Raw genomic sequence first — 19,034 nt, forward strand, 5'->3', positions numbered from 1 at the left:
TTAACTAATACTTTTTTATTGCGAGAAAAGACATGGCACTAACATACCCCGATGACTTGAAATACCTAGACACCCACGAATACATTCGACTCGAAGGCGAAATAGCTACGATCGGCATTAGTGCTTTTGCAGTTGACCAACTCGGCGATATCGTGTTTCTAGATTTGCCCGAAGTGGGTGCAGGGTTGGAAAAGGGCGAAGCTTTCGGTACAGTCGAGTCAGTAAAAGCGGTTGAAGACTTGAAAGCACCAGTTACCGGTACAGTCGTAGAACGCAATGATGACATTATAGAGTCTCCCGAAAATTTGGCGGAAGACCCCTATGGCGCTGGATGGCTGCTGAAAGTGCGCGTTGACAACACCAGCGACGCAGATGACGCTTTCTCGGCCCCGGAGTATCGCAAAATGGTGGAAGGGGAATAGGGAATAGGGCATAGGGCATAGGGCATGGGGCTCGTAGATTCCTCCACAATCCGCCAGGGGTTGAAACCCACGGGGCTTTTAGCACAAGTCGTCTAAAGACGACTGATAGCCAATCCGGCTTAAATACCCCTTTATCTCTTAGTCTGCTGAAGCAGACTTCGTTTGACTCTCGACAGCGGTTTCAACCGCCGACATTAATCTCAAGTCGTCTTTAGACGACTTTAGCTATGAGACAGGGGTTTCAACCCCTGTCGGACTTTGATACACGCAAAAAATCGTGCTTAGTCGTCTTCATACGACTTTAGCTGTGAGACAGGGGTTTCAACCCCTGGCGGACTTTGATAGACGCAGAAAATCTTCCTTGTTTTCTTAGCAAAATGTTACAAACAAAGAAGAAAAGTCAATTCAGGAGAATCAGCCTTGGTACTCTACAGCCCTCAACTTGAACCCAACCAGCAGCAAGACCTTTCATCCATTGATGGTTTTGCGGGCCGGCACATTGGGCCGACACCCAGCGAAATCCAGCAAATGCTCAATGTTTTGGGCATTTCCAGCCTCGATGACTTGATTGACAAAACGGTTCCTGCGGCGATTCGCATTTCTCAACCCCTACAACTTCCTGCAGCGCAAAGCGAGTACAGCGCTTTGGCAGAATTGAAAGAAATTGCTGCAAAAAATCAGGTATTTCGATCGTACATCGGCACTGGATATCACGACTGCATCACTCCCCCCGTCATCCAGCGGAATATCCTAGAAAATCCCGGCTGGTATACAGCTTACACTCCCTACCAAGCCGAAATTGCTCAAGGACGATTGGAAGCTTTACTGAACTTCCAAACCATGATAATTGACCTTACGGGTTTGGAAATTGCCAACGCTTCTTTGCTGGATGAAGGGACAGCGGCTGCGGAAGCGATGGCGGTAAGTTACGGCGCCAGCAAAAATAAGGCAAAAGCGTTTTTTGTTTCCCAAGATTGCCACCCTCAAACTATTGAAGTTGTGCAAACTCGCGCTAACCCGCTGGGAATTGAGGTAATTGTCGGCGACCATCAAAGCTTTGAGTTCGATCGTACAATCTTCGGCGCTCTCCTGCAATACCCCGCCACAGACGGCGCAATTTATGACTATACGGATTTTATTCGATCGGCACACGAAGTCGGCGCATTAGTCACAGTAGCCGCCGACATTTTGAGCCTTTGCTTGCTCACACCCCCCGGCGAATTCGGCGCGGATATAGCCGTAGGAAGCACTCAGCGCTTCGGAGTGCCGATGGGATTCGGAGGGCCCCACGCAGCCTATTTCGCCACGCGAGAAGAGTTTAAACGGCAAGTTCCGGGGCGAATTGTCGGCGTTTCTAAAGATGCTAACGGCAAATCTGCTTTGCGCTTGGCCTTGCAAACTCGCGAACAGCACATCCGCCGCGAAAAAGCAACCAGCAATATTTGTACTGCTCAAGTTTTGCTGGCAGTGATGGCTAGTATGTATGCTGTTTATCATGGCCCGTCTGGACTGAAAGATATTGCTGAGAAAGTATGGAATTTAACTGCACTTTTGGCATCCGGCTTAAGAAGTTTCGGATATAAAATTGGTTCTCCACATTTCTTCGATACTTTGAGGATAGAATTGGCAGACAAACCGCTGTCACAAATTCTAGAAGCTGCTAAAGTTCGGAAAATTAATCTCCGAGTTTTCGATAACTCGACAGTAGTAATTACTTTAGATGAAACTGTCACCGTTGAAGATGTGGAAGAGTTGTGGAAAATTTTTGCCCAGGAGAAGGATTATATCAGGGCAGACGGGCAGAATTCTCTCAACATTGCAGTGGATGCAGACGCCTTAAGTTCCTATTTGACCTTACCAGATTTTTGCGATCGCACCAGCAGCTATCTCGCCCATCCAGTTTTCAACAGCTACCATTCAGAAACTGAACTTTTGCGCTATTTGCACCGTTTAGAAGCCAAGGACTTATCGCTAAATACATCGATGATCCCATTGGGTTCTTGCACAATGAAATTGAATGCAACAGCAGAGATGATGCCAGTGACTTGGGCGGAATTTGGCAAGATACATCCCTTTGCACCCCGCGATCAAACTCGCGGCTATCAAATGATGTTCGTGCAACTAGAACAGTGGTTGGCAGAAATCACCGGTTTTGCGGGAATTTCTTTGCAGCCAAACGCAGGTTCCCAAGGCGAATACGCGGGTTTGTTAGTGATTCGTCAATACCACGAACACCGAGGCGAATCTCACCGAAATATCTGTTTGATTCCCCAGTCAGCCCACGGTACAAATCCGGCTAGCGCCGTGATGGCGGGGATGAAAGTAGTTCCAGTAGAGTGCGATTCTCAAGGCAATATTGATGTTGCTGACTTACAGAAAAAAGCAGAAAAACACAAAAATGAACTGGCGGCTTTGATGGTGACATATCCATCAACCCACGGCGTTTTTGAGGAAGAAATTAAAGAGATTTGCGAGATTGTTCACAACTGCGGCGGACAAGTTTATATGGACGGCGCCAATATGAATGCTCAAGTTGGTTTGTGCCGCCCCGGTGATTTTGGTGCTGATGTTTGTCACTTGAATCTGCACAAAACTTTCTGTATTCCCCACGGTGGCGGCGGGCCGGGAATGGGGCCGATTGGGGTAATGTCTCATTTAGTAGAATTTTTGCCCAGTCATTCTATTCTTAACAGTCAACAGTCAACAGTCAACAGTCAACAGTCAACAGTCAACAGTCAACAGTCAACAGTCAACAGTCAACAAACATCAGTTGGTGCTGTTTCCGCAGCGCCTTGGGGAAGTGCTAGCATTTTGCCTATTTCTTGGATGTACATTCGGATGATGGGAGGAGTGGGTTTAACTGAGGCAACAAAAGTAGCAATTCTTAATGCTAATTACATGGCAAAGCGCTTAGAATCTTATTATCCGGTTTTGTACAAAGGGAAAGCGGGTTTAGTGGCGCACGAGTGTATTCTAGATTTGCGATCGCTCAAAAAATCTGCGGCTATTGAAGTTGAAGATATTGCTAAACGGTTGATGGATTACGGCTATCACGCGCCGACGGTTTCTTGGCCGGTCGCTGGTACGGTAATGGTGGAACCTACCGAAAGCGAATCGAAGCAGGAATTAGACCGTTTTTGCGATGCAATGATTGCAATTCGATCTGAAATTGCGGAAATTGAAAAAGGTAATGTTGACGCGCAAAATAACGTATTGAAAAATGCGCCGCATACCGCAGAATCTCTGATGGTTGATGAGTGGAATCGTCCTTATACTCGCGCGCAAGCGGCTTATCCGGCACCTTGGACTCGCGAACATAAGTTTTGGCCGGCGGTGGGGCGGATAGATAATGCGTTTGGCGATCGCAATTTTGTCTGTTCTTGTTTGCCAATGGAGGCTTACAGTCAAGGTTAAATAAGTCTCTCCGGGCGGGCAATGGGCACCTTACACATATACTCTTGTGGGGTGCCTCTAGCCCGCCCAAAAAATAAAATTTAAATGTATATCGGAACCGGGGGCTTAGGCTTTCCGAATGTACATGAATTACGACGGAAAACACGGTAAGTATGGCGATACTTGGGTGCGATCGCACTTAGCAAAGATCGGGGGCTTTTGTCAATCTACGCAGCCGATCGCAGCAGTGATGGTACTCTGACGCGGGTAATTATTAATAAAACCAGCCAAAATTTCACCAGCAACTTGAGTTTGAAAGGATTTAACCCCGCCGCCAAAGTTCAAGTTTACACTTACAGCGAGGCGAATTTGGGGGCGATCGTCCGTCAGAGCGATTTAGGTGTCAGTGAGACTGGATTTCAGGCAACTTACCCGGCTAATTCTATGACTTTGGTTGCGATTCCCAAAGCGTAATACAAAATCCCTCTTATTCTTAGTCCGCGTAGGCGGACTTTGTGTGTGTAGTAGCGGTTTCAACCGCCGAGTATCTATTAAGCATCGACCATCCAAGCAATACACTTTTGCATTTGCTGGCGCATTGTTTCTCGCTCAGCAGAATACCTGCGGCCGTGTCCCGGCAACACCCATTCAAAGCCATAATTAGCCAAATTCTGCATAGATTTGATTTGTTCCGGCCAAGAATACCAACAGACTTCGCGAAAGCCAACTAGCTGCTGCAAACTTTCCGACCAAGCAAGATGATCGCCGCTGAACAAAAACTTGTTATTGTAAAGCAAAACTGTGTGACCTTTCGTGTGACCGGGAACAGGTATAATCAACAAATCATCTGCGATTTGATGCGGTTCACTGCCCGACAATTGAATTTCTACACTGCGAGTACCTGCGTTAATTTCGTCAGTATGAAGGATGCGATCGCACCCAAAATGATGGTGGTATTGTTCATGATCTGCCACATCGTCGCGGTGAGTCAAGTACAGATAGCGAATGCCACCCATTGCTTCGATATTTTTAACTAGCGGCGGCACAAAACGGGGAGAATCAACTAAAATGTTTCCTTCTGGGCGGACAATTAAATAGCTGGCTGCGGCGTAGGATTTCTCTGAGTGGTAGCCACAGTGATAGACATTTTCTGCTACGAGTGCGGGCAAATTTTTCTGAACTTCTTTGATTCTTGTGGGTTTTTCAACAGTGCCGATCGAACTTGTGGGACAAGACAAAAGAGCCGCGAGCGATCGCATTTCTTCAGCTTCATTAGTTGGCTGGTGGTAAACCGCAGACTGTTCTCCCTCTTGAGTAAATACTTCAGGCGCCATCCACCGACAAGTATCACAGTCAATGCAGGTACTGTCTACATAAAAATTACCGTTAATATTTTCAGTACGCCTCCGATTAATGTTAGCCATTTTTCTACCTCTTAATAACCCATATAAATTATGGTAACTTACTATAACGAGTACCCCCCACATCCCGCCGGGGTTTAAACCCCCGTCTCACAGCACAAGTCGGTTAAAACTTAAATCTTGCACCATTGTCAAGAACGGGCAAGATGCCCGTTCCACAAAAGATAAATTTTCTTGTGGAACAGGCCGGACAGCCTGTTCATAAAAGGATTATTGACAATGGTGCAAGAGACAAGTTTCAATCAACTATTCTACTGCTGCTGCTCCGCTGGAAAAGCACCCGCTTTCACGGCCACAGTGACAGGTTGTCCGCCGCGGCTTAATTCAAGCTGCAGATCGCTGCCCACGGTACTTTTCTCAACAATTTCTTGTACGCTGCCAGCATCGCTGACTTCTTTACCGTTGATTTTCTTGATGACATCGGCAAGGCGAACTCCAGCTTGTGCTGCGGGAGAATTTTTCGCAACCCCCAAAACTAACACGCCTTTATCTTCAGTCAGCCTCAATTTGGTGTTGGGATTTTGATTAAATTCTCTCTTGATTTCGGGAGTAATGCTCAACATCCGAACGCCGAGATAAGGATGTTCGGCTTTTCCTGCTGTTACTAATTGGTCGGCAATTTGTTGTGCTCGATCGATCGGAATAGCAAAACCCAATCCTTGAGCGCCTTGAATAATCGCCGTATTCATGCCGATAACTTGACCGCGCTGGTTCAGCAGCGGGCCGCCGGAATTGCCGGGATTGATCGCAGCGTCGGTTTGAATAAAGCTGACGCGCTTGTCAGGAACACCGACATCGGCGCTAGAACGGCCTGTAGCGCTAATAATGCCCACAGTCACAGTATTGTCCAAACCGAGGGGATTACCGATCGCGATCGCCCATTCTCCCGGCTCTAATTCTTCAGATTTGCCCAAACTCACCACAGGCAAATTAGTAGCTTCAATTTTAACAACAGCCACATCAGTAACTGTATCTACGCCTAAAACTTTGCCGACAAATTCGCGGCCATCCTTGAGTTTTACCGTCACCGTATCCGCGCGGTCAACGACGTGAGCGTTAGTCAAAATGCGACCGTCAGAACCAAAAATAAAACCCGAACCAGAACCCCGTTCTACTCGATTTCCCGGTTGAATGGGAGATTCCGAACCGAAGAAGCGCCGGAATTGCTCGGGTATCTCATCTGGAACTTGGTTCGTCACCGTGCGAGACGAATTGATCCGCACCACTGCCGGGCCGACTTCCTGCACAACTTTAGTAACAAAATTAGAGTCTTGAGAGGGCAGTATATTCGCAGGCAATGCTGAGATTGGCGCTGTAGTTGAAGGTTCAGCTTGAATGGCGTTAGAACTTCCAGGAACTTGAGAAGTTATGGCGTTGCACCCAACAGTTGCGGTGGAACCGAGCAAAATGAGGGATAAAAAAGCCAGTTTTTTCGGCAACGAGAAATGGCGAGAACGCACAGTTTTAGCAGGCATATTTTTGGTTGACATAGTATTGAGTTGGTGGGAGTTAGAGCGAGAGTTATAATTAGGATTTTGCATTTTTAGCACCTACTGTAATTTAATTACAACTTAAGGTTCTTTAATTTTAATTCAAGCATTGATGAGCTCTGCTTGACTGGTGGGGTTTACCCTACAAGCTGGGGTAGAAACCGGACAGTCGCTGGCAAATTGTTTGTGAAATCGAGCTTTTGAGTGCGAGCGAACTGGGTCGGCACTGGCGAATTGCTGTCTGAGCGCGATAATACAAACTACGCTAGCCAGGCCGCATATTCCGCATTTCCCGCAAACTTTTCACAGGATTGATATCCGAAGTCAACAACAATCCTGCCCTCAAAAAAACCAGGTTTCTACGCAAAATCTTCGTTGTGAGCGATTGACGTTAACCTAGAAACGAGGTTTTTAATCCCGCCTGCATCCAGGAAGGATAGCAGCTAAAGCACCGGAAAGCCTCACCCTAAAGCAGGAAGTAAAAAACCTCTAAAGCCTCAAGCTAAAGTACCAACTAAACCCTAGTCAAAATAGCCGGCAAAAACTCTCTTCAAATCTCAAATTTGAACCTATGGAGGAATTTTACTGCTCCATAGGTTCAATGGAACTAACCGAATCGACTTCCCTCGACTTGTTCCTCGAAATTTCCAAAACATCAACAGTATTCTTAATAAAACCAGCCATCGGCACAGCAACTAACAAACCTGCTACTCCTGCCACCTTAACCCCCACCAGCAGCGCCACTAAAATCCACACAGGATTGAGACCGATAAAACCGCCTAATAACCGAGGAGCAACCCCGCTTTCAATTATTTGCTCAATTACTGTAGCCACAGCTAAAACTGTGACGCCGAGCCAAAAGTTGTTTAATGTGATCAGCAAACTGACAATGCAAATACTGAAAGGTGCCCCGAAGGGAATCATAGTCATTACACCCACGCCCAAACCGAACAGAAGTCCGAAGGGAACTCGCAAAATTAAAAAAGTAACAGTGATAGACAGTCCCATCAAACCCGCCAAAGTTGCTTGACCGACGAAGTAGTTGTGGAAGCTTCGCGCCAGCAACTCTCGCAATTGAAGGCTCAGCTTGGAGGGAAACCATTTAAATAAGCCTTCCCACACGCGATCGCCGTGCAAGAGCAAGTAGAATGTCACGACTATTGTGAGCAGGAAATTCAACAGACTGTCTGCCGCACCCAAGCCAAATTTGAGAATTTCGCCAGTGAGAGACTGCAATTGAGCTGACAGTCGATCGCTCAATTTGGTAGTCAAACCGCTAACATCAATGCGGAGATTGCGATTTTCCGCCCATTTGTTGAACGCTTCAATCTGTTCTGTGCCAGAAACTATCCAAGTCGGCAGTCGGGTGGCGAGTTCAGTAATTTGGTTTAGCAGAATGGGGGCTAGAGTCAGACCTAAAACCACCAATAGCAGTAAAGTCAAAAACAATACCGACAAAACTGCTCGATCGCGCTTCAAGCCGTATCTGTGCAGAAAGCGCACTGGATAATCTAGCAAAAAAGACAGCACTGTAGCCACTACCAAAACTGTAATCAGGGCGCGAAAATATTCAAAGACTAGGAGGGCTAACCAGCAGTTGAGTACCGCTAGGGGAAATACCAGTCCGTAAGTCCACCACTGCGGCAGTTGAGTGAAACGTCTCATCTAAGTTAACCGAGTTAAAATTTGAGATGCAAGATGTGAGATTATTGACGCTGCTATTCGCCGTTCTCGCTTAAACATTTTAGGGTGCATTTAATTTATACCCGACTGCTGAAAATTCCCAGTCGATCGACCAGCAGCGAAAATTTGGTTGCTGGCAGGCAGTGCCTGCCACAACCATGTTATATCGTTTCCGCTGGTATGGATATATCACCCGCGAAAAAAATATTTGTTGCTGTTGGCAAGGCAGCAGTTTGCAGCGCACGATTCAACCTTTTTCCCCGTGCCGTTCAAGAGCTAATTGAATTAAACGGTCTACTAATTCAGGGAAAGAAATGCCGTCCGCTGCCCACATTTGCGGATACATACTGGTAGCTGTAAAGCCGGGAAAAGTGTTGATTTCGTTAATCAAAACTTCTCCGGTGGATTCAATGTAGAAAAAGTCTACTCGCGCTAAACCTGCCCCGTCTATAGCCAAAAATGCTTGCACTGCCATTTCTTGGATTTGGGAGACGATCGCACCGCTGACTTTTGCCGGGATTGAGCAGTCGGCTTGTCCCTGGGTATATTTAGTTTCGTAGTCGTAGAAGTCGCTTTGGAAAGTAATTTCTCCCACCGTTGAAGCTTGGGGGTTGTCGTTGCCCAAAACTGCACATTCTAATTCTCTAGCAACCACACCCGCTTCGACAATTATCCGCCTGTCGTAGCTGGCGGCGCTGTCGAGAGCTGCTTCTAATTCAGCGCGCGATCGAGCTTTAGAAATTCCCACTGACGATCCCAAATTAGCGGGTTTTACAAAGCAAGGATAGCCCAAATCAGCTTCAATTTTGTCGCACAGTTTGGGGAAAACGCAAGGATTAGACCAGATTTCTGAACGGTTGACAGCGATGTATTTTACCTGTGGCAAACCAGCCTGAGCAAAAGCCATTTTCATCGCAATTTTATCCATTCCCAGCGCCGAACCTAAAACCCCGGAACCGACAAAAGGAACTTGCATTAATTTCAGCAATCCTTGCACCGTACCATCTTCGCCGTTTGGCCCGTGCAAAACAGGGAACCAAACGTCTACGGCATTAAAATTAGGAAACTGTCCAGCGGGAGAGTCGTTTTGTCCTGCTTGTTCCTCTATTTCCAGAGGTTTTCCGCTGGCTAAGACTTGTTGAGGTAATGTTCCCGACAGCCAACGGCCGTTTTTTTGGATGTAAAAGGGCAGAACTTCGTATTTAGAGGCATTTTCGTCAGCAGCGAGGGCACGGGCGATCGCCCGCGCTGAACTAATTGAGACTTCGTGTTCGCCCGATCGCCCCCCGAACAATAGCCCGATCCGCATCGTTGTCATTTTTCACCACTCCTAGGACTTTTCGACAAATATACACGCAGTTAGCGCAGCTAACGCAGAGACGAACCGCTTTAAGACTATTTATCTCCTCTGTTCCACTCTTCCTCTCTCTCCTCTGCGATCTCTGCCGTTAAAATCCCCCTCCCGCCTGTGAAAAGCCTGAATTCCCCCCCGGTCATTTTCACTTAAAACGTCGCCAGAATCCACAGCAAACAGCCACATTTTATCGAAAATTGCATCATTTCCCTCCGCATTCGATTCCGGTTTCTTGCCCTGGCTTGAAACAGTTTATTTCCTTCATCGTCTTTTCGCGCACTTAGATATTCCCGGAACTCAATACTCCAGTTATGCTTATTTTTAGGAAGAGTTGTGGGCAGCAAAATGCGAATTATTTTCAGCATAATTTGCTGCTGATGTTAAATTACTTCTTCCCACAAATCCAGTTGCGATTTAACACCCTACACTTTATGTTTTGAGTATTGAGTTGGCAAACATTATTTTTGGTTCAACCCAAAACTCAAAACTCCAAACTATTCCACCATTTCTCCCGTCAAACTAAAAGCGCGAATATCTGTAATTTTAACCCGCACAATTTTACCCGCCAATTCCGCAATATCGCCCTTAAAAAATGTGAGACGATTGCCGCGAGTGCGTCCCATCACCTGAGTTGAATCTTTAAGATTCTGGACTTCCACCAAAACCTCTTCAGTGCGTCCGAAATAGCGCTGCGATCGTTCCATCGCCGTTGTTGTGACTACATGATTGATTCGTTGCAGGCGATCGGCTTTCACCTCCTCACTCAACTGATTTTCCCACAAAGCGGCCGGCGTCCCAGGGCGAGGGGAATAAGCCGCAGTATTCACCAAATCGAAACCAACGTCTTCGATCAACTTCAAAGTCTTTTCAAACTGCGCTTCCGTCTCCCCAGGAAAACCGACAATCGCATCCGCAGTAATCGAAGCATCCGGCATATAATGGCGAATTGTATCAATAATCCGGCGGTATTTTTCCTGAGTATAACCCCGCGACATCGCTTTCAAAATATCATTATCCCCGGACTGAAATGGAATGTGAAAATGTTCGCAAACCTGCGGTAATTCCGCACAAGCCTTAATCAATCTTTCCGTAAAATAGCGCGGGTGGCTAGTAGCAAATCTGAGGCGATCGACTCCCGGCACATCCTGCACAAAATAAAGCAAATCCGTCAAAGTATGCTGGTTGCTGCCGTCGGGTTTTGTCCCCGGCAAATCGCGTCCGTAAGCATCAATATTTTGCCCCAACAAAGTTACTTCCTTGTAACCTTGACGGCCCAAATCCTCCATTTCCGCCCGAATTGCCTCCGGCATCCGCGACTGTTCAACCCCGCGAACATTGGGGACAACACAATAAGTGCAGCGTTCATTGCAGCCGTAAATTACATTCACCCAAGCAGTCACCTTGCTGTCGCGGCGCGGCTTAGTAATATCCTCCATAATCTCAACAGCTTCAGTCGCCACAACTTGATTGCCCTCAAAAACTTGTTCCAGCAAATCTTCAAGTCGGTTAGCGTGTTGCGGCCCCATTACTAAGTCTAATTCCGGCACTCTCCGCAGCAGCGCTTCACCTTCCTGCTGCGCCACGCATCCAGCTACAATTAAAGTTAAACCCGGTTCTTGGCGTTTGCGATGAGCTTGCCTTCCGAGGTTAGAATAAACTCTTTGTTCGGCATTGTCGCGAATCGTGCAAGTATTGTAGAGAATCAAGCTAGCTTCGGTCGGGTCTTCCGAGAACTCAAAGCCCATATTTTCCAGAATGCCGGCCATCCGTTCCGAGTCGGCTTTATTCATCTGGCATCCGAAAGTAGTGATGTGATAGCGGCGGGGTTTAACGGTCATGGCGAATTGCAGGCAATAAAAAATATAGGTTTTCAACCTTAACCAACTATTATATAACAAGTCTAAACCCTTTGTGAACTTTTATTTTTATCCGTCTTTTTTCTTTGTCAGCACCCTCTGCTGTTTATTAGACTTATTGCATAAATCTTTAATGGATAGGGGAAACCGCAGATAAACGCAAATGCCTTTCAAGATAGTTTGCAAAGGCATAGAATCTTGTCTCTTAAAAAAAACACTTTCACAAATCTGTAGAATGTGTGAGGCGCGGCTAGTAACTTGCGCCACCGACACTCAATCTTAAACCGCGCGTCAGGCAGCAAAATGTAGTTGGGGCCGTCGGTGAGTGTTAAAAATCTCACAACAGTTTGAATTAAAAAATTCTTCGCCCTCACGCACCACAGCGAAAGTCCTGATGCTAAGGTTTATTTGGGCGTATTTCTCTATTTATTTTGTCTGTAAAAACTGTAAAATTGTTTTGGCAATACCTTGTGCAGCCAAATAAGGAACCCCATTGCCAACAGTTTTAAACATATTAGTCAACGTCATCTTTGCCGGCAGTGCAAAATCTTTTGGCAGTGACTGAATAGCCAGTGTTTCTGCAACAGAAAGCCGGCGAAGTTTGTAAGGGTGCAAGTGAACTTCGTTATTGCCGTAACAAGCTGTTGGCGAATAACGCCATCGGTGCAATCGCTTGAAAGATTTTTTTGAATCATCTCCTTCATCAACGGAAGCAAACCGCTTAAGGCCTGCTTTGGGTTGGAAATAGTGTTGGGCATTGGGATGGTTGAGAACGTCATTTTTTTGGAACCAAAATTCTACCGTTAAATCTTGGGGAATGCCATCAGGACAAGGCACGAAACCATCATCTGCAAAGGCTGTTCTCTTAGGCCAAGGATGAGAAAAAATTTCTGATTTGGGATATAATACCTGACTTTGCCAAGGAAATAAACTTTCGCCTAACATTTGGCTTTTTTCCTCTAGGGAAATGCCCAAATTTTTGACAAGGTTTTTTCTCACCCCAATCAAAATAATTCTCTCCCTATCTTGCGGAACCCCGTATTCTATCGCATTAATTAAACGTTCGGCAAAAACGTATCCCGAATCAGCCAACTGATGTTTGAGTTTGTTGTAAAAAGCTTTATGTTTTTTGGTTCTCCACAAGCCTTTGACATTTTCAAATAAAAAGAAATCTGGCTGCTGCTGACAAATCAATTCAATGTATGAAGCTGAAAGTTGACCTTTATCTCCTTCCCCACCTCGGTTTTTGCCGCCAATAGAAAAGTCAGGACAAGGGGGCCCCGCGATAAATCCCACAATATCGTGATGCTTGCGGGCATCCTGCATCAATTCTCGCAAACGAAAAGCTGTTTCTCCCCCTACAAGTCGAGTTACATCTGCTTCCTCTCCTTGGCAATATCCGTATTCTGGTTCCGGCAAATTCAGGCACTGCCGAGAATAGCGGTATGCTTGCATGAAAGGTGGGAAAATTTCATTGACATACGCTACATTAAAGCCGATCGACTCAAAACCCAGATCGAGCAAGCCTGAACCCGAAAAAAATGAGAAAATACAAGGAGGATGGTGCATTGAAGGATCGCAGCAATTTTGAGTTGAGCTTACTATAAATTATGTTGGGTGCCCCGGGCTCGGTACACCTGACTAGAAATTATATTGGGAATTGGGAATTGGTAGAATAGCCGGGGCGGGTTTATTAGATTATTGGTTTGAGGCGATTATTGTGGGTAAAAACGGCCCCTATAGCTATTATTACAACCATTGCCCGCCTCGGAAACGCCAGTGGGGAAACAAAATCCGCATCAGTGTTTGGGATGCCAGATAAATAGCCAGCCACACTAAACTATAATGCAAAGCAAAAGCTCCCAAGTCAAAATCTTGTGCAGGTATCCCCGGCAAACCGAGAATTTTGATTAAAAATAGCATAAAAAGTGCTTCCCAAATTCCAGCGACTAATTGAAACGCGCCGGGCCAATCTCGATCCCAGCGGAACTGCTGGATGTATATATATAAAGCATCCCAGCCGATGCCAAAAATCGCTACATACCCTAAAATCCAGAAAAAGATTGAGCCTGATTGGGAGGTAATTAAACCCAGAAAAAAGGGCAGCGTTACTAAAACGCCTACGGTTGCAAATAACAGTAACCGAGTTTGCCAACGGCCGAATAAGGTGGGAGTCATGCGATTTTAGATTTTAGATTTTAGATTGAATGGGAAGGATGTTCGATTTTAGATTTTAGATTTTAGATTTTAGATTGAATGGGAACCTCGTTTAAATCAGTTAAATATGACATTTTTTTTTACCATTTTCAAGAACAGGCAAGATGCCTGTTCCACAAATAGTGAGTTTTATTGTGAGGTAGGCATCCTGCCCGCCGGTAAAAAAACTATTGAAATAGTGCAATATCTCAGTTAAATCTATTAAATGTGAGATGTTGCACCATTCTCGCTTAACAGGCAAGATGCCTGTTCCACAATAAAATTCATCTCTTGTGGAACAGGCATCTTGCCTGTTCCTAAACAAGTAATTGACAATAGTGCAATATCTCAGTTAAATCCATTAAATCCTGTACATTGCTTGTTGCCGAACTTCGTCCTTCAAGTTAGTCGGGAGATTTATTTAAAATCCACTTCAACCACTGCACGAACGATCGCCAAACGCTCAATTTCCGCACACCAGCAACTCGGTTGGCGGCCAGACTTTCAACCGAACGCAAGGCGGCGTATTGCAAGCCCAAAAAACTGTCTACCGGCGCGTAAGGCCCTCCCAAAGTAATCGCGCCTGCTGCGTATACCCGGCCTTCTGTGTTGCTACCAGAAGAATTCCGCAATTCTGGTACTTCAAAATCGTTGTTAACACTCAGCCGGCCCAAACCGTTGAGGGGAAGATTGTATTGAACTACCAAATCGTTTAACAGGGGACTGGTTTTTACCTTAGCGTCCAAACCCGTAGCATCAATAATAAAATCAGCTTCTAACTTAATTTGCCCCTTGAGTTCCTTCTCCTGTATGTACGTCACCGTGCGGTTTTGACTGTCGCGCTCGACTCGCTCGACTTCACCGAAGGTAATTTGATACCATCCTTGACTTAAACCTTCTTTGACAATCCGCCGCCAGTCGCTGCGCTGGGCTGTAGTAGTTCCACCCCAGTCTGTGAGCAACTGCGGCCGCAATTCCGGGGCGGCTTGTTCCAAAAGTACGCGGAGTTCCCCGCCCCAGCAAGCTTTTGGCCAGTTGAAAGGTTGAAATTCGTAGTGATTTTCGACTCTTCGCTGAGCGAGTTTAAATTTGTTACCTTGAGGTTTGGGCGATCGCATCAAATGCAATACTTGAATGTTGCGGTTCCGCTGTCGCGCTTCGTAAATTCGCTGCACCACCCGCGAAGCCACAATTCCCCGGCCTCTAATTAACACGCTGCCGCCGCTGGCCTCCAATTTTTCGTAAACGCCGTCGTGGCTTTCATAAGCGTTGACAACCGACTCAAAATCCTGGGTTTTTTCGCGGTAACCTTGCAAGTCGGGCAGAAATTGAATGGCGGGATAGCCGGTGGCTAAGTGTACGTATTTGGCGATTAAAAAAGCGTGGTCGCGGTGATCCGCATTCGATCGAGAATAAGCGATCGCGTACCTGCCGTCATCTGTTTTGCGAATTCCCCGCACTCTACCGTAGCGAAACATCTGATTCCACCCAATTCGATCGACTTCCCTGTCAATAGAATCAAACACATTCCCCGCGCGAGGCGTATAAGTTTCGGCAAAAGTCGGTTCAGCAAACACCTGCCACATCAACTTCAACGACATCCCCAAACGCCCTTTCAGCAATTCCTGCCAAGCTTCCCGCAAAGCATAGGGAGGCCACCCCCAAATGTTGTCTGGACAAGAGTCAGAATTCGATCGTAGGCGTTCCCGCAGCGGAATTTGAGAATTCAGGCACAGACGCAGATAGCGGGCGTAAGGCTGGTTTTCCATGCCCAAAACCGCAATTCGATCGATTTTCACGCCGCAAATTCTCAGCAAATCCACCCAAATAAAGCTGCCCAAACCGCCGCCAACAGCAGCCCAATCAACTTCTGCCACAGGGAGTCCCCTAGATTCGACCGATCGCATTGACACTTGAGAAGCTTGCAAAAATTCGATCGGCGGAAATTCTCCCCTACTACTTGTTTGAGGAAGCTGCAACATTACTGGCTGGCCCAACGCGGGATCTGGCCCATTGGTCTGCGGGTTAAAGAAAATGTGAAAATTGACCGACGGCATTTCAGGGGAATTCACAGCAAAAGAAATGCCGATCGCGTAGGGCCCAACTTGCAGCATATCCCCGTTTGCCAGCACGCAACGGGTTTGGCGAATGCCGTTAACAAAAGTACCGTTGCGGCTGCCCGTGTCAGTAAGTAGAATACTGTTGCCTTCGGTGCCAATCACTGCGTGAAAGCGAGAAACTTGACTGCTGCTGAGGGCAATTCGAGAAACTCGTTCCCCGTTGATTGTGGGGGGCATAGCTTCAAAAATTCGTCCCAAAGCGATGGGTAAGTCGAGTATCGGGGATCGACAATCCCCCGTAGCTGTATCTGTCCAAGTCAGTCGCAGGCGCAAGGGTTGAGAATTCATGATTTTTTAAACATCAGCCGTCGGCTTTGAGCTTTCTGCAAAAAAAGATTTTTGAAGTTGAGAGTGTTTAGCGGATAGCCCGATTTTCCCCTTTTCAAACTCTCACGGAGAGATCATCACACTCGCCGCCGCCGCCAAAGAAGTACCGCACCACGGACACCCCGCATTCAACTGCGCGTAAGACGAAATTCGGCTGCATTTGGGACACTGCAAACCGTATTTTGAAGGCCCCGTCGGCTGAAAGTTACCAGGTGCGGGAGGCCCAGACAGCAAAACTGTCTGGGGCGCGGCTACCTGCACCTCCGTCACATTCACCACCTCGATTTGCACTTGCCCTAAATGGATGTGACTTCCCGAGTTCAATTTTGCTTCGCCTCGGGCGAGAATTTGTCCGTCTACCAGCGGCGGATTGCTTTCCCGCAAATTCCGCACTGCATACTCCTGCAATTCCTGATTAAAAAATATTTCAACGTGCAGCCCCGATACGCTGGGATGCGAAAATACTATATCGCACTTCGCCGGATCGCGCCCTAGTCTCACGGTTCCCGGACTTTTGCTCGGCTGTCCGTTTTCAATTGTCTGAGTTTGACGCACCCCAGCTTCTGTCCATGCTAAAGTTAGCTGGTTTGTCATGATTTTATAGTTAACTCAAAAATATAAAAAAATATTAGCTGATTTATTTTGAGGACGGACTTCCTCACCAAAAAACTTAATTAGAATTATTGACGCCGACTCGATCGAAGTTCTGAAAATATTATCTGCAGCTAAACAAAAAAGCCCTGAGTTCGGGGCTTTTAGTGTTCGTATTGGCTTTTTTTGAGAGACTGAATCGCGCTTGCCAGCTTTTCTTTCCCGCAAAATTATTGACCCCTGTGCAGCTTTGTTAAAAAATTGCCGTTAAAGATTGGCCAGCGATTGCTAAAAACTAATTGCTGTGGGGTTTTCAAATTTGCAAAGCTGGGGGGCGCTAGTTACAAATTTTGGAGGTTGGGCGATCGAACTACCTTGGTAACTTCGATCGCCGCACCTCCTCAAACGTTCACTGTCCTAGTGCTATCTCTCACGCTGCAACTGTGCAATCTTTCATTACAGGGCCAGCCTTGAGAGACTTAAGCTTCGCTCTTGCGGCTTTTCCGACCGCCTTCGCGACCAATTTGAGCCATGTGTTCGCGATTTCTGCTGACAGCTTCCCCACCTTTTTGACCAGCTTGTCTGGCTTCTTCAGGGGTGAATTCGTGTGCAGTTCCTTTCTCGTGTGCAGCTTTTCCGCCCTTGCTAGCAATTGCGCGCTGTTTTTCTGCATCCATAGAAGCGAATCCGCGTTTGCTTTTCTCAGCCATGACTGTCTCCTTGTTTGTTTCTGATTTTTTAGCTCGATCGCGCCTTCGCCTCCCACTGTCGTGGTTACTCCCAGTCAGTGGTGAGATATCCGACGGTAAATTATGAAACCTCATCAGACGAATCTAAGCTTTTGGTTGAACTCGCAGGATGACTCTTTCATAATTTACAAATGTGAACTAAAAATAGTTCACGCCCGGGCACTATAGTTAGAGCCGCCAATGTTTTAAGCTGGTTACTGTCTTTCAATCATTCTATAAACCTCCCCAACTTTTATACCTCTTTCTCAGGTATAGTCATTCTTTAGTTCGCTGGAAGGATGGAAGCGAAAGCTGATTGGCAGTAGACTCAGAGGATTTTTTGAATCGGGCGGCGCCACCTCAAAAATTAAAAGTCCAAAGACGGATGCTTTTTTGGTCTTTTTACTTTTTTTTTGATGCCTTCGGCCCTTGCCACTTATCCCGATGTTAGTTGGTCTGCCGATCGAGTTGTTTCTGGTAAGCGATATTTTGGGGCGCAGCGCAGGACGTACTCGATCGCACTTATCAAGTTTACCTTATGACCTATCGAAACATAAATCGGCTTTACCCCTGTTTGCGTCCTCAGCGCTGCTCCTACCGTCGATCCCTCCAACAGCAAGGGTTCCCAACTGCCCCGGTCGAGTCCGACTTCTGAATGTTCTCCAATAAATCGATTTTTGGCAACGCCGATCGTGGGAATCCCTGTCAAAACCCCCAAATGGCACGCAAGACCGAATCTGCGGGGGTGGGCTAGTCCTTGACCGTCGCACAATATCAAGTCTGGTCTCAAACTGATATTTTCCAAAGCTTCGAGAACTGCCGGCACTTCTCGAAAAGACAGGAAACCCGGAATATAAGGAAAAGTTGTAGGACTGCGAACCACAGCTTGCTGCTGCAACTGTAAGTCGGGAAAGCTCAGAACTGTTACAGCGGCCCGCGATACATCGTTTACACCGTCGTAGCCGACATCTACGCCTGCGACGTACTGAACTGTGTCCAGTTGATTGGCGGTAATTACCTCTGACCGAAGCTGTTCTTGAATGGCGATCGCCTCTTCAACTGTCTGCGGCCAAGGGTGTCGCTGCAACATTTTGATTTTTCTTTAACCGTACTCATCTAAGCTTAACTTATTTTCGGCCATTTTTAAACTCAGATTTTTATCGTTTGTAGCTATAAATTCCTAACTTGCCCAAGGAGTCTTTTTTTCTACTCAGGTGGGTTGAGCAAGGCCGGCCGATGCCAATTCTACAAATAGAGTCTGTAGGTCGGAGAGTGAAATTCTATCTTTCGCTTGTGCTTGAACCAACCCCCAAAGGTTTTAGCGGCAAGCACCTCCAATCTTCTACTCAAAATTTATAAAAAATACCTATTCGATCCTGATTTTCTAGCTTTCTAGAAAGCTTTCTCTTTCCGATCGCCCTTTTATCCCTTGTCGCAGAGCGATCGAGCTATA

At 46.6% G+C, this 19,034-nt stretch carries 14 protein-coding genes; 3 read left to right on the plus strand and 11 right to left on the minus strand.

Annotation, left to right across the window (positions count from 1 at the left end; all coding sequences use genetic code 11):
* The first annotated feature begins 32 nt into the window (after window positions 1-32).
* The 3 genes from gcvH (at window position 33) to QUB14_RS15440 (ending at window position 4,289) form a co-directional block, all read left to right on the plus strand.
* Window positions 33-422, plus strand: coding sequence for a glycine cleavage system protein GcvH (gene gcvH, locus QUB14_RS15430; protein WP_333163397.1), 390 nt, complete (start codon window positions 33-35; stop codon window positions 420-422).
* Between the two features lie 420 nt (window positions 423-842).
* Window positions 843-3,836, plus strand: a complete 2,994-nt coding sequence (gene gcvP, locus QUB14_RS15435) for an aminomethyl-transferring glycine dehydrogenase (protein WP_333217819.1) — start codon at window positions 843-845, stop codon at window positions 3,834-3,836.
* A 198-nt stretch (window positions 3,837-4,034) separates the two neighbouring features.
* Window positions 4,035-4,289, plus strand: coding sequence for a hypothetical protein (locus QUB14_RS15440; protein ID WP_333217818.1), 255 nt, complete (start codon window positions 4,035-4,037; stop codon window positions 4,287-4,289).
* A gap of 77 nt (window positions 4,290-4,366) precedes the next feature.
* Here QUB14_RS15440 and QUB14_RS15445 read toward each other — a convergent pair whose 3' ends face one another.
* The 11 genes from QUB14_RS15445 to nfi form a co-directional block, all read right to left on the minus strand.
* Window positions 4,367-5,239: an MBL fold metallo-hydrolase gene (locus QUB14_RS15445; protein WP_333217817.1), complete on the minus strand. Its 873-nt coding sequence runs from the start codon at window positions 5,237-5,239 to the stop codon at window positions 4,367-4,369.
* 248 nt (window positions 5,240-5,487) lie between these two features.
* The gene (locus tag QUB14_RS15450; protein WP_333217816.1) at window positions 5,488-6,777 is read right to left on the minus strand and encodes an HhoA/HhoB/HtrA family serine endopeptidase; all 1,290 of its coding nucleotides are present in this window, start codon (window positions 6,775-6,777) and stop codon (window positions 5,488-5,490) included.
* Window positions 6,778-7,308: 531 nt separating this feature from the next.
* Window positions 7,309-8,391: an AI-2E family transporter gene (locus QUB14_RS15455; protein WP_190659562.1), complete on the minus strand. Its 1,083-nt coding sequence runs from the start codon at window positions 8,389-8,391 to the stop codon at window positions 7,309-7,311.
* Between the two features lie 265 nt (window positions 8,392-8,656).
* Window positions 8,657-9,727 carry a D-alanine--D-alanine ligase family protein gene (locus QUB14_RS15460; protein ID WP_333217815.1) on the minus strand — a complete coding sequence of 357 codons (1,071 nt, stop codon included), beginning with the start codon at window positions 9,725-9,727 and terminating at the stop codon, window positions 8,657-8,659.
* Window positions 9,728-10,257: 530 nt separating this feature from the next.
* A complete protein-coding gene (miaB, locus tag QUB14_RS15465; protein WP_333217814.1) occupies window positions 10,258-11,601 on the minus strand; it encodes a tRNA (N6-isopentenyl adenosine(37)-C2)-methylthiotransferase MiaB in 1,344 nt (447 codons plus the stop codon).
* Between the two features lie 444 nt (window positions 11,602-12,045).
* Complete coding sequence (locus QUB14_RS15470) at window positions 12,046-13,188, minus strand: DNA cytosine methyltransferase (protein WP_333217813.1); 1,143 nt, start codon at window positions 13,186-13,188, stop codon at window positions 12,046-12,048.
* Between the two features lie 180 nt (window positions 13,189-13,368).
* On the minus strand, window positions 13,369-13,797 hold the full coding sequence (locus QUB14_RS15475) for a hypothetical protein (protein ID WP_333217812.1): 429 nt from the start codon (window positions 13,795-13,797) through the stop codon (window positions 13,369-13,371).
* Window positions 13,798-14,219: 422 nt separating this feature from the next.
* Entirely contained in the window at window positions 14,220-16,223 is a 2,004-nt protein-coding gene (locus QUB14_RS15480) for an FHA domain-containing protein (RefSeq protein ID WP_333217811.1), read from the minus strand.
* Window positions 16,224-16,325: 102 nt separating this feature from the next.
* Window positions 16,326-16,856: an FHA domain-containing protein gene (locus tag QUB14_RS15485; RefSeq protein WP_333217810.1), complete on the minus strand. Its 531-nt coding sequence runs from the start codon at window positions 16,854-16,856 to the stop codon at window positions 16,326-16,328.
* Window positions 16,857-17,332: 476 nt separating this feature from the next.
* Window positions 17,333-17,563, minus strand: a complete 231-nt coding sequence (locus QUB14_RS15490; RefSeq protein ID WP_006631632.1) for a KGG domain-containing protein — start codon at window positions 17,561-17,563, stop codon at window positions 17,333-17,335.
* Between the two features lie 454 nt (window positions 17,564-18,017).
* The gene (gene nfi / locus QUB14_RS15495; RefSeq protein WP_333217809.1) at window positions 18,018-18,671 is read right to left on the minus strand and encodes a deoxyribonuclease V; all 654 of its coding nucleotides are present in this window, start codon (window positions 18,669-18,671) and stop codon (window positions 18,018-18,020) included.
* Between the last annotated feature and the right edge of the window lie 363 nt (window positions 18,672-19,034).

It is taken from the genome of Microcoleus sp. B3-D2 (assembly GCF_036705345.1).
Classification (GTDB): Bacteria; Cyanobacteriota; Cyanobacteriia; order Cyanobacteriales; family Microcoleaceae; genus Microcoleus.

What these genes read in the sequence shown, in the direction of transcription:
- QUB14_RS15485 (WP_333217810.1), bottom strand. Translation starts at nt 16,856, where the DNA reads ATGACAAACCAGCTAACTTTAGCATGGACAGAAGCTGGGGTGCGTCAA.
- QUB14_RS15460 (WP_333217815.1), bottom strand. Translation starts at nt 9,727, where the DNA reads ATGACAACGATGCGGATCGGGCTATTGTTCGGGGGGCGATCGGGCGAA.
- QUB14_RS15450 (WP_333217816.1), bottom strand. Translation starts at nt 6,777, where the DNA reads ATGCAAAATCCTAATTATAACTCTCGCTCTAACTCCCACCAACTCAAT.
- QUB14_RS15475 (WP_333217812.1), bottom strand. Translation starts at nt 13,797, where the DNA reads ATGACTCCCACCTTATTCGGCCGTTGGCAAACTCGGTTACTGTTATTT.
- QUB14_RS15455 (WP_190659562.1), bottom strand. Translation starts at nt 8,391, where the DNA reads ATGAGACGTTTCACTCAACTGCCGCAGTGGTGGACTTACGGACTGGTA.
- QUB14_RS15445 (WP_333217817.1), bottom strand. Translation starts at nt 5,239, where the DNA reads ATGGCTAACATTAATCGGAGGCGTACTGAAAATATTAACGGTAATTTT.
- miaB (WP_333217814.1), bottom strand. Translation starts at nt 11,601, where the DNA reads ATGACCGTTAAACCCCGCCGCTATCACATCACTACTTTCGGATGCCAG.
- gcvH (WP_333163397.1), top strand. Translation starts at nt 33, where the DNA reads ATGGCACTAACATACCCCGATGACTTGAAATACCTAGACACCCACGAA.
- QUB14_RS15470 (WP_333217813.1), bottom strand. Translation starts at nt 13,188, where the DNA reads ATGCACCATCCTCCTTGTATTTTCTCATTTTTTTCGGGTTCAGGCTTG.
- nfi (WP_333217809.1), bottom strand. Translation starts at nt 18,671, where the DNA reads ATGTTGCAGCGACACCCTTGGCCGCAGACAGTTGAAGAGGCGATCGCC.
- QUB14_RS15490 (WP_006631632.1), bottom strand. Translation starts at nt 17,563, where the DNA reads ATGGCTGAGAAAAGCAAACGCGGATTCGCTTCTATGGATGCAGAAAAA.
- QUB14_RS15480 (WP_333217811.1), bottom strand. Translation starts at nt 16,223, where the DNA reads ATGAATTCTCAACCCTTGCGCCTGCGACTGACTTGGACAGATACAGCT.